Genomic DNA, 11748 nt, shown 5'->3' on the forward strand with positions numbered 1-11748 from the left:
CCATCACGCGTTCTTGGCACCTTTAAGCGAAGTGTGCCTACCCGCGTTGTAAAGTCTCGTTCATAATAGCCATTTCTTTGACTCTGACGACTTTCGGATCGTTCATAGTCATCAGCCTGGATATATTCTGTTCGCTGATTTTCCATCAACTGGTTGAACACTGTTGTCAAAATGTTTTTAGACACATCATCTTTTACCGAATGTTCAATAATGCTTTGAACCTCTTCGCTATTCAGTGTAAAATGTACTTGGGTCATATAAAGTCCTCCTGGGTAGGTTTTCTGGTAAAAACATTGTACCGTAAAAGGAGCTTTATATGGCCTTTTATCTTTTACACAATTATATGGACTTTATCGATAAAGCAGTCTTTTATTTTTAATCAATAGATGTTGGATTTAATAATGAAATAAGATGATTTAATTGAAGGACATGTTGATTTAATAATTTACTTTGTTTTTGCAATAGTATATTAAATTGTTCTTCTATTAAGAAGTAAATATCTTTAATGTCATTATGCATCGTATTTAATTCATGAATTTGATTGATATCAAAAGATTTAGCTGAATACTCTTGCAATTTTTGAATGAATGGTCGAACATTTAGAGGAGAAAGAACGAGATTTTGTCCCCAAAATTGACGGTCATTAGATTGGTTAAACACATAATCCGTAAAATATTTACATGTTTCTTCAGAGAAATTAATAGCATAGCTATTATGATCAATGGCACCTAAAATATCAATCAACTGATTAATCCACAAAGAAACAGCCTGAGTATTGTCAATCGCTTGAATGATTTGTTTTATTAACGACTGTGATTCGTTCAGTTTTTGAAGCGTATGTAAAAAGGGCTCATGGATTAATGAAATATGATCCATCCAATTAATGGTCAGCCAACTTGTTTGTATTGATTGAAATAACTCTTGAATCGCTTGATTAAAAGCGGATTGTTCGTCAAATGCTAGTGTAGGTAGCTTTATCTCCTGATCAATTGCTTGCTCAAGTTGTTCAGCTGTCTCAATTACAGTATTCATGAGCTCTTGAGAAAAAATAGAAGTTTCTCTAATTTTTTTAAACAGCGTTGTAAAGCTTAAATTCACTAATGTGGCTTGGCTCCAATGTAACATTAGCGCTCCATACAATTGATGATTAAAATGAAAAGCAGCCTCATTATAAGTATCGATGGAATCAAATTGTGAATGATAGGCAGAGCGACCAAAAGGGAAGTCTGTAAAATCGTTTCGAACACTAGGTATTCCAGCGATTGAAAAAGAAAAATCATCTGCCCATATATCATTTGGTGTTATGAATTTAACGCCTTCTGAATAAGCATTAGCCATGTGATTGAATGGTAAAGTACGTTGCCATTCAGTTAAAGGGTCTTGTAGTTCATAAGGAACTTGCATCCAATGCGTATTAAAACTTTCAATACCGGGCATTTCGAAATTAATGTTATACAAAATTGTTTGACGCCATTCTGGTCGCACCTTGAAAATTTGCATATAAGAGCCAATTAACCAATCGAAGCGAGAATTGACGGCCCCCCATTCTTCAGCGCTGAGTGCGATAAATCGAATAGTCCGTTCGGGTTGAATATTAGCTTGAATCATAGTGCGAGCTAATCCTAGCATTAATCCTACAGCTGTACCATTATCTTGGAACCCATCATAATAAGCGTCATAGTGAGCACTCACTAAAATAACTTCTTCGGGAGAGGTTGAACCCGGAATTTCTCCCCAAATGTTATAACCTGTGCCACTGGTTGTGTTAATTTCGCTATACACATCGAGTTTAATTTGAAGTGTTTGATTTGGTTGATGAGCAATAAGTGTCTTTAGAAGTTGTCCATCTTTTTGACTAATTGATAAGGCAGTTAAATCACTTGGACCATTAAAATTATTAGTATTTAATGCGGTTTCGTCAATTTCAGCAAATGAAGCAGACTGCATCGCAATGACACCTCGTGCCCCTTGTAAGTAGGCTTCGTATGCCGGATAGTTAATCCACCATTCATCTCGTTGATTAATTTCAATTAATACAAACTTATTTTTAAAATCACCTTTATAGTTGGCATAATCTTGTTTCGTCCCTTTACCCATATCAACTAGTTCGAAAGATTCTAGTCCGTCCGTTATGAAATGCATTGGGTAAGCACCTAAATGACACGTATGTAATGTTTCTTTGTCATCATGAAATTGCAAAGTTGCTTTTTTAAAAATCCAAGCATCTAGCGGAAAGGCGTCTTTGGTAATATTTTGTAAGCCTAATTGTTGCATTTCTTGTAATAAAAATTCTCCCGCAGCATGTTCTGTGAAAGATCCTGCTGTTCGAAATCCAAGAATTGGATTAGAACGGAAAGTGGTTAATTTTTCTGCAATATGTTTGCCGTATGATGGATCAATATGATTGAAAAATTGTTTTAATGTACTCATACTACACACCCTCTCTGTTAGTTAATGATTTAAAACGGATTCATTCGATTTGTATCGGCTAAAAATATGTCTAAAGCCATGTGATGTTATCTTACCACTTCGACGAGCATCTAACAATTCACTTTCTTAAGAAGAATTAGGGAAGGCTTTCTGTTATACTAAGCGAGAGTAAGAATAAGGAGGAGTAAAATGAGTGAGCAGAGTTATTTAGATTTAGGACAACGTATTTTAAAAGAAGGAGTTAATCGGTCTGATCGCACCGGTGTAGGCACACGAAGTCTCTTTGGAGCACAAATGCGATTTGATCTATCAGAAGGGTTCCCTTTGTTGACAACGAAAAGAGTCCCTTTTCGATTAATCGTAAGTGAACTTCTTTGGTTTATAAAAGGTGATACGAACATACGATATTTATTAGAACATAATAATCATATTTGGGATGAGTGGGGATTTGAACGCTGGGTAAAATCCGAAGAATTTGAGCAGATAGATACCCAGTTTAAAGAAGATACTTTAAATGTAGGATTGAATAATCGATTAAATAATGCCTCCTTTAATGATAAATATACCTATTATATGTCAATGTATCGTGAAAAAATTTTAGAAGATCAACACTTTGCAAAAAAATTTGGAGAGTTAGGGCCTGTTTATGGTAAGCAGTGGCGACATTGGCGGGGAGTGGATGATGAGGGACAAATTACTATAATCGATCAATTGAGCCAATTAATTGATGGGATAAAAAACAACCCACATTCACGGCGACATATTATTTCAGCTTGGAATCCAGTCGAAGTTAATCAAATGGCATTGCCTCCTTGTCATACATTCGTTCAATTTTATGTAGCAGATGGGAAATTATCATGTCAATTATATCAACGCAGCGGTGATTTTTTCTTAGGAGTTCCATTTAATATTGCGAGTTATGCATTATTGACTCACTTAATTGCAAAAGAATGTCAGTTAGAAGTAGGGGAATTTGTTCATACTATAGGAGATGTTCATTTATACCATAATCATTTTGAGCAAATGGAGAAACAACTGAGCCGTTCACCATATACTTTTCCAACTCTTCAGCTGGCAGAAGGTAAGCAACTATTTGAATATGAGCCAGAAGATATCCAATTAATTGATTATCAATACCATCCCGGAATTAAAGCGCCAATAGCGATTTAAAGAAAAAACTCGATTAGATTCAATCTAACCGAGTTTCTTTTTTAAATTATTTGAACATCAATTTGATTATATAGTTCAGTGAAATGAGACATATTAACATAACCTGTCTGTTCTTCCATAGCATTCAGCATCCCTAGCGTGTTACCTCGACGAAGTAATACATCGTCTGATTGCTGATTGTCAATGGCCCATGCTATCCCGGCAACGGTAGAATCACCACTACCAACAGGATTAATAGCATTAATTTTAGGTATTGAGACACGATAGAATTGATTGTGGTGTTTTGCAATAGCTCCTTCGCTGCCTAGAGAAACAACAATCCATTCAATATCTTTGAATAAAGGATGAAGTAATAGTTGTTTGATTTCGTCATTTTGTGGTGATTTTTCTAAATTGAAAAGAGCAGCTAATTCTTCAATGTTTGGTTTAATTAAAAAAGGTTTTTCTGAATGCTCTAATACATCTTTTAAAGCTTTACCAGATACATCTAAGATGACAGGTGTATTATATTGATTGCTAATGTTAATCATTTTTACATAAAAATCGGAAGGCAAGCCATTTGGTAGACTACCAGAAATAGTTAAAACATTAGCTTCTTGCACTAATATTTCAAATTTTTCAAGAAATCCGGATGCTTCCTCAGATGAGATAGTTGGACCGGATTCTAAAATTTCAGTTTGCTGTCTATCGTGTATAATGGCAATGCAGTTTCTAGTTTCTCCTTGGATAGTAGAAAAATCATGAGAAATATTGCACTTATCAAGTTTTTGACGAATAGCCTCACCTAAGTGGCCTCCTAAAAGACCACTAGCAGTGACGGGAGCACCGACTTGATGTAAGACACGTGTTACATTGAGCCCTTTACCTCCTGCAGTCTTTGAAACTTCGTTGACTCGATTAACAGTGTTTGTTAATAAATGATCGATTGGATACACAATATCGATTGACGGATTCATTGTGATGGTTAAAATCATGTTCAACTAACTCCTTTAAAAATGAGAACGTATTTAATCGTGGTATTCTCCACGATTCCATTTGTCTATAAATTCATCAAAGAAATGTGGGCTGTTTTGTTTAGAATCAGCATGAGTAGTTGCATTAATTTTTTCAATCAATTTTTTATTTTCTTCAGTTGGTTTATACTCAGCTTTAATAAAAGCTTCTACAATGTCACAAATTAGAAATTCACCTGTAATTTTTCCGCCAAAACCAATAACGTTAGCATTTAATTCTTCTTTTGAATATAAAGCGGTTGTCATATCACGCACTAATGCGCCGCGTATTCCCGGAACTTTATTCACTGAATTAGTAATACCAACTCCAGTTCCGCAAATAACAACTCCTAAGTCTGCTTCGCCACTTGAAACAGCTTCTCCTACTTTTTTACCGAATATTGGATAATGAGTACGAGTAAAATCATAAGTACCAACATCAACTACATCATAGCCTTTACTTTTCAAAAAATCTGATACTGCCATTTTAATATCTGTAACAATATGATCACAACCAATTGCAATTTTCATTAAAATCATCCTTTCTTCTACTAGAATTCATTAAATTTTTAAGCCATTTTATTTAACATGTCTACTCTTATTTGATGACGTCCACCATCATATTTAGCTGCTAAAAATTCTTGAACAATATTCCATGCTAATTCTACACCTGTAATTTTTGCACCGAGTGTGATCATTCGAGCGTTATTGTGTTCTCGTGTCATGTAAGCAGAACGCTCATCGGACACTTCAGCGACAACCATCCCTTTGATTTTGGTAGCAGTCATAAAACTTCCAGCTCCATAAGCATCGATTACAATGCCAAAAGTATCATCATTTTCTAAAATGGGTTGAGCAACTAGTTTTGTTGCTTCTACAAAATCTTCAGCTGCTTCTGTTGTTTGGTCTAGAATGTCAAATTCTCTTTCGATTAAACGAGCTTTAATCATATTTTTTAATTCAAATCCGTCTTTGTCAGCTCCAATTACTACACGCATAGTTAAATCCTCCTTAATTTTGTTTGGTTTGTTTACTATTTAATATCTGTAAAACTATATTAAAACTATTTCAAACAAATATCAACTAAAAAAGTTTAAATACGTTTTAAAAATGAGTTGACTTGTTTGTTTAAAACGTTTACAATTGATTTATGAAATGAATAAACAAACAAAAACAAACTTTTAGTGTTTTTGACTGGAGGGATATAACAGTGATTTTTGAAGATACAACATATGTTTTAAACGTATCAACAAAAGAAGAAATATTTGAAAAAATATCTTCAGACTTGTTAAAAAAAGATTTGATTACAGAAAGTTTTTTAGAAAAAATTATTGAAAGAGAGCGTTCATATCCGACAGGGTTAAATATGAGGCCAGTTAATCCAGAATATCCAAATATCGCAATTCCTCATACAGAATCGGAATATGTAAAAACAACCAGAATCGTTCCAATCAAATTAATGAAGCCTGTCTTATTTAATAATATGATTGATCCATCTGAAACATTAGAAGTATCCTTTTTATTTATGATATTAAATGGGAAGGGAGAAACACAAGCGGGGTTATTAGCGCAAATTATGGACTTTATAAATAGTAGTAATAAGAACGAACTTCTAAGTTGTTTAAATAGTGATGACCCTAAACGAATTTATGAATTTATAAGTAATAATTTTTAAATAATGAAAGGAGATAGAACAATGGTAAAAATATTAGCGGCATGCGGAGCAGGTGTTAACTCAAGTCATCAAATTAAATCAGCGATAGAAGCAGAGATGACTAAAAGAGGATATAACGTATCTTGTGATGCAGTTATGATAAAAGATATTAACGAAGATATGTTATCTCGTTATGATATTTTTGCTCAAATTGCAAAAACAGATCTTGGATTTCCAGTTAATATTCCTATAGTAGATGCTGGAGCAATATTATATCGTATTCCAACAATGGCTGAACCAGTGTATAGCAAATTAGAAGAAATTATTAAAACAATTGACAAATAATAATTAGGTTTGATTAGGAGGGAATAAAATGAATACTATTATTGATGGCATAAATATTTTCTTGAAACCGATTCTTGAATTAGGTGCGGCTCCTTTAATGACGATTATTCTTACATTAATTGCTATGCTTTTTGGTGTGAAATTTACAAAAGCTCTAGAAGGCGGTATTAAATTAGGTATTGCTTTAACAGGGATTGGTGCAGTTATCGGTTTTTTAACAACTGCATTTTCAGGGGCAATGACAGCATTTGTTGAACGTACAGGTTTATCACTCAATATTACCGATGTGGGATGGGCGCCACTTGCCACAATCACTTGGGGATCACCATATACATTATATTTCTTATTAATTATGATTATTGTAAACGCAATTATGTTAGTATTAAAAATTACAGATACATTGGATGTAGATATTTTCAATATTTGGCATTTATCTATCGTTGGATTATTTGCAATTTATTCAGGAGCGAACTTATTTATTGCGACATTGTTAGTTGTGTTTATCGGGGTATTGAAAATTATTAACTCAGACTTAATGAAACCAACATTTAATGATTTATTAAATGCACCTGAAGGTAATCCAATGACCGCAACACACATGAATTATATGATGAATCCGGTCGTTATGGTATTTGACAAAATATTTGACTTGTTATTCCCATGGTTAGATAAATATGATTTCGATGCTGCTAAATTAAATAGTAAAATCGGTTTTTGGGGATCAAAATTCTCTATTGGTATTTATTTAGGTATCTTTGTAGGTTTACTTGCTGGACAAAAACCTACAGAAATTTTAGCGTTAGCATTCACCGCTGCAGTTGCATTGGAATTATTCTCAATCATTGGATCATGGTTTATTGCAGCAGTAGAACCTTTATCACAAGGTATTGCAGATTTTGCAAGTTCTCGTCTTAACGGAAGAACGCTTAATATTGGTTTAGACTGGCCATTTATAGCTGGACGTGCCGAAATGTGGGCAGCAGCTAACATTTTAGCGCCTATTATGTTATTAGAAGCAATTATTTTACCTGGAAATAAATTATTGCCATTAGGCGGGATTATAGCAATGGGTGTAACACCTGCATTGTTAGTTGTAACTCGAGGAAAATTATTACGTATGATTATCATTGGTGCGATTGAATTACCATTATTCTTGTGGTCTGGAACGATAATTGCTCCATTTGTAACTGAAACAGCTAAAAAAGTTGGGGCTTTCCCAGCTGGATTGAGTCAATCTACTTTAATTTCTCATACAACAATGGAAGGGCCAATCGAAAAATTCCTAGGATATTTAGTAGGTAATGCCTCAAATGGACAAAGTCAATATATGTTATATGCTATTGGTGCATTAGTAGCATACTTATTAATATTCGTTTGGTATGCAAAAGAAATGAAAAAACGTAATGAAAAATATTCAGGTAAATAATAAATGATATTATCAAAATACATATAATAAAAGCTCACGAATTATCGTGAGCTTTTATAGTTAAGCAAAATAAGTAGACTCTTGATCTAACCAAGGAACATTGCGAGCTCCGTCATCGATGATTACAGATGTAATATCTTTTAGTTGATAGTACACACAAAAGTCTCGCTTTCCTAATTTTGAACTATCGAGTAATAAATAGGTTTCAAGAGAATTATCTAATGCTAATGTTTGTGTTTGTCCTTCCTCAAGAGTAGAGGTCATCACTTCGTTTTCGTTAAGTGCATTGCAACTAAAAAAAGCTTTATGAAATTTCATGTTAGTCAAAGGTGTATTAACTAACTCTCCAAAAAAAGATTGGGTTTTCAAACGCATTTCTCCACCTAAAAGATAAATTTTGCTATTGGAAGATTTTTTTTTGTTTAGTCTTTCAAACACTGGCCAACAATTGGTAACAATACGAAGAGAGTCTAAAGAAATTTCTTCAGCTAGCATTTCAATGGTTGTACCTGGACCGAGGAAAATTGTTTCATCCTTTTTTATTAGTCGAGAAGCTTGTCGAGCAATGGCACGTTTTTTATCAATATTTACAATTTGCTTTTCATCATGCGAAAGTTCTTCAATTCGATATAAATCTTTTAAACGCGCACCACCATGTACACGAGTTAATATTCCTGATTTTTCAAGCTCATCTAAATCTCGTCGTACAGTCATATCTGAAACGTCTAGTTTTTCCATAATATCACTAACTTTTATCATGCCGGTTGTTTCTAATAATTGACGAATAACTTTTAAACGTTGTTCTTTTAACATACTTAGCTCCTTCTTAATCGTTTTTATAAAACGAACAAATTCAAACTAATTATAACATACAAAAATCTCTTTTCGATGATACGAAACGCAATAAAACATTAAAAAATACTAAAACATTTAATAATGATAGAGCAACTTTCTAAAAGATATAGTATTGCTATATTATAAAGAAATTATTTTTATAAAATTAAGGAGGATATCAATGGAGTTCATTATTGATGAAAGTGTAAAACAATTAGGTGTAGAACAAATTGTTGTGGCAAAAGTATATCATGTGGATCCAAACGCCGATTTATCGCCAGACTTTGAATTAGATGTGGAACGTGCAGTGAGACATGCTGAATCAGTGGATATAGAGATGCTTAGAGAACAACCAATCATTCATGCATATCGTGAAAAAGTAAAAGAAATTGGTCGAAGTTTAAAAAAGTATCCGCCAAGTGCTGAAACAATGATTAAAAATGTCGCTCGAAGTGGGAGACTCCCTCGAATTAATAGTATTGTTGATGTTTACAATGTAGAAGCTATACAATCATATTTGTCAATTGGAGCACACGATTTAGATCAAATCACATTTCCGATAGAATTCACACAATCAAAAAAAGAAGATGTATTTACACCTATTTTATCGACCGAAAAAAAAGTAGGACCACACGATTATATTTATCGTGATCAAAAAGGTGTTATGGCTTATTTAGATGCTAGAGATTCAGATTTTTATAAAATAACTGATCAAACAAAAGATGTATTGTTTATTATACAAGGTAATCAAGCAACGGATGTCGTCTATCGATTAGAATCATTAAAGCGTATATTAAAAAGATTAGAAGATACTAATCCAAATATGAAATATGAAATAGATATAATCAAGTAAGATTCTTTTAAATAAAGCAAAAAGCAATAGATAAAACTATTGCTTTTTTTTAATAGTTTTAAATTGTAAAAAAACAATTAGAAAACACTTTAAATTAAAATGTTTTATTGATAACTCTAAAAAAATAGTATAATATAGTAAAACAAACTAGTAACGGTATATAAGAGGAGGCATTATGGACAATAAGGAAATAGAATTTAAAGTAAATAAAAATGTAAAAAACAAAAAAAGTATAAAAAGAAAAATGAATGTTGTAGCAGGGGCAATGGCAGTTGGTGCGCTGTTTACAACAAATGAAATGATTCATGCAGATGAAGAGCATGTATCAACAGAAATTGGAACTATCAATACGAGCAATTCGTCAAGTATATCATCTCAAAATGGAGGACAAGCGTTTAATAGTGATTCAGAAATGAATCATAATGATATTGAAGAGCAAAAATTTAAATCAACTAATATCGATGATGAACGAGAAGCATCATCTCAGGCTCTGGACAAACCAAACGTTGTACCAATTAATGAAATAAAACCTCAAGAGCAAAGTGGACCAAATATTGATACTAAAACAATAGAAGAATTAAAAAATAGTGTAAAAGATTTGAAAGGAAAATTCGATTTTAAACCATTTTATCAAAAAGATGAAGATGGGGACGGAATTATTGATGTTTATGATAATGATCCTAAAAAGTGGGATGTAACCGATAGGGATTTACGCTTTTTTATGGAACTTGCTTATCATACTGAAAATCAATTAACTGGACTATTTGAGGAAGGTAAAAAAATTAAGGATGATGAGTCTCAAAAAACGCTTGATGATAAAACGATTTCTGAAAAATATATGTTAATTAAACAATTTAATCAAGATGAAGTTAAAGGAATTGCTGATATTCGAGAAATCGTACCACATTGGGACTTCGTTAAACAGATTAATGATCCTTCTAACGGTTTTTCAGCGTCTATTTTTAAAAATAATAAGCAGGCTGTCGTTGCATTCCGAGGAACAGACAGTATTAATGATGCAAAATCAGATGCAAGTATTGCACTAGGATGGCAACCAGGCCAAGTAAAAAGTTTGAATAGCATAATTACTGAACTGCAAAATTATGATTCATATTATTTAACAGGTCATTCACTAGGTGGTTATTTGGCACAATATTTAGCTTCTTCCGCTGAAGTAATGTCAGATAGTAAATTTAAGCACACAGCTGTTTTTAACGCACCTGGGATTGCGGCGAATTATCTTACATGGAACAAAGAACATGTGAGTGTAGCCAAAAATATTAAAGAACAATCAAAAAAACTTTATTTGGAAAACGCAGATAAACGATATAATCGTTTGATGCATAAATTACAACCATATTCAATATCTTTTGATGTTGCTTCAAATATTTATCCTTATAAAAACATTGAGTTTTTACAATTAGCGAACAGTAATTTATTCCACACAAGTTTAAACTTTTTCCCAAGAACTAATGGATTAAAATACAAAGAGTTATTTTCAACAGGATACCGTATGGATAAACCTTATGCGGATTTAGATACAGATGGTGATGGGATTAAGGATATTGATGAATTACGAATCGGAACGAACTATTTAAGTAAAGATACAGATGGTGATGGATATGATGATCATCTAGAATTGCTATTAAAATCATCTCCATTTGATTCAAATAGTATTCCCGAAAATAAACTAAACCAAGATTCATCTGAAAATGTAGTACTCAAGAAGACTTTAAACAATCAAACAATAAATATCATTAACACAAATGAAAAACCTTTAATCATTAAATTAGATTCTGTAAAAGAGCCAATTGATTGGAGTATGGTTGAGCGCTCAAGTGAAAAACAAGCAAATACTAAAGATACTGAAAATATTGAACCAAACTCAAATCCAAATGGGAATGAAGGTCCACAAAAGGAATCAGATGACTCACTTCAAAATGGCAACTCAAAACCAGAAACAAACGGTCAAGAGAATCAAGATCAAAAGAATCAACCAAAACCAGAAACAAACGGTCAAGAGAATCAAGATCAAAAGAATCAA

Annotated in this window: 12 protein-coding genes; 6 read left to right on the forward strand and 6 right to left on the reverse strand. The window is 32.8% G+C overall.

Going from position 1 to position 11748, the window contains the following annotated elements:
* Positions 1-257: IS256 family transposase (locus tag L866_RS0107160; RefSeq protein ID WP_025730549.1), on the reverse strand; the 257-nt coding region annotated here is incomplete at its 3' end.
* Between the two features lie 118 nt (positions 258-375).
* Complete coding sequence (locus L866_RS0107165) at positions 376-2430, reverse strand: M28 family peptidase (RefSeq protein WP_025730552.1); 2055 nt, start codon at positions 2428-2430, stop codon at positions 376-378.
* Positions 2431-2619: 189 nt separating this feature from the next.
* On the opposite strand from L866_RS0107165, the gene L866_RS0107170 reads away from it, so the two are divergent.
* Positions 2620-3600: a thymidylate synthase gene (locus tag L866_RS0107170; protein ID WP_025730554.1), complete on the forward strand. Its 981-nt coding sequence runs from the start codon at positions 2620-2622 to the stop codon at positions 3598-3600.
* Positions 3601-3641: 41 nt separating this feature from the next.
* Here the strand turns inward: L866_RS0107170 and lacC are convergent, their stop codons facing one another.
* From lacC to lacA, 3 genes are read right to left on the reverse strand one after another with little or no spacing between them, the layout of a single operon-like run.
* A complete protein-coding gene (lacC, locus tag L866_RS0107175; protein ID WP_025730556.1) occupies positions 3642-4574 on the reverse strand; it encodes a tagatose-6-phosphate kinase in 933 nt (310 codons plus the stop codon).
* 33 nt (positions 4575-4607) lie between these two features.
* A complete protein-coding gene (lacB, locus tag L866_RS0107180) occupies positions 4608-5123 on the reverse strand; it encodes a galactose-6-phosphate isomerase subunit LacB (RefSeq protein ID WP_025730558.1) in 516 nt (171 codons plus the stop codon).
* A 38-nt stretch (positions 5124-5161) separates the two neighbouring features.
* A complete protein-coding gene (gene lacA, locus L866_RS0107185; RefSeq protein WP_025730559.1) occupies positions 5162-5590 on the reverse strand; it encodes a galactose-6-phosphate isomerase subunit LacA in 429 nt (142 codons plus the stop codon).
* Positions 5591-5796: 206 nt separating this feature from the next.
* On the opposite strand from lacA, the gene L866_RS0107190 reads away from it, so the two are divergent.
* Genes L866_RS0107190 through L866_RS0107200 form a run of 3 tightly spaced genes read left to right on the forward strand, consistent with a single transcriptional unit; the run spans position 5797 to position 8017 of the window.
* On the forward strand, positions 5797-6267 hold the full coding sequence (locus L866_RS0107190; RefSeq protein WP_025730561.1) for a PTS sugar transporter subunit IIA: 471 nt from the start codon (positions 5797-5799) through the stop codon (positions 6265-6267).
* Between the two features lie 21 nt (positions 6268-6288).
* The gene (locus L866_RS0107195) at positions 6289-6591 is read left to right on the forward strand and encodes a PTS sugar transporter subunit IIB (protein WP_025730563.1); all 303 of its coding nucleotides are present in this window, start codon (positions 6289-6291) and stop codon (positions 6589-6591) included.
* A 28-nt stretch (positions 6592-6619) separates the two neighbouring features.
* Positions 6620-8017 carry a PTS galactitol transporter subunit IIC gene (locus tag L866_RS0107200; RefSeq protein ID WP_025730565.1) on the forward strand — a complete coding sequence of 466 codons (1398 nt, stop codon included), beginning with the start codon at positions 6620-6622 and terminating at the stop codon, positions 8015-8017.
* A gap of 60 nt (positions 8018-8077) precedes the next feature.
* Here L866_RS0107200 and L866_RS0107205 read toward each other — a convergent pair whose 3' ends face one another.
* Positions 8078-8830 carry a DeoR/GlpR family DNA-binding transcription regulator gene (locus tag L866_RS0107205; protein WP_025730568.1) on the reverse strand — a complete coding sequence of 251 codons (753 nt, stop codon included), beginning with the start codon at positions 8828-8830 and terminating at the stop codon, positions 8078-8080.
* Between the two features lie 202 nt (positions 8831-9032).
* On the opposite strand from L866_RS0107205, the gene L866_RS08760 reads away from it, so the two are divergent.
* Entirely contained in the window at positions 9033-9704 is a 672-nt protein-coding gene (locus L866_RS08760) for a B3/B4 domain-containing protein (RefSeq protein WP_035446392.1), read from the forward strand.
* 175 nt (positions 9705-9879) lie between these two features.
* The coding region (locus L866_RS08765) for a Tle-like phospholipase domain-containing protein (RefSeq protein WP_035446393.1) at positions 9880-11748 on the forward strand (1869 nt) is incomplete at its 3' end.

Source organism: Atopobacter phocae ATCC BAA-285, from assembly GCF_000526675.1.
Lineage (GTDB): Bacteria > Bacillota > Bacilli > Lactobacillales > Aerococcaceae > Atopobacter > Atopobacter phocae.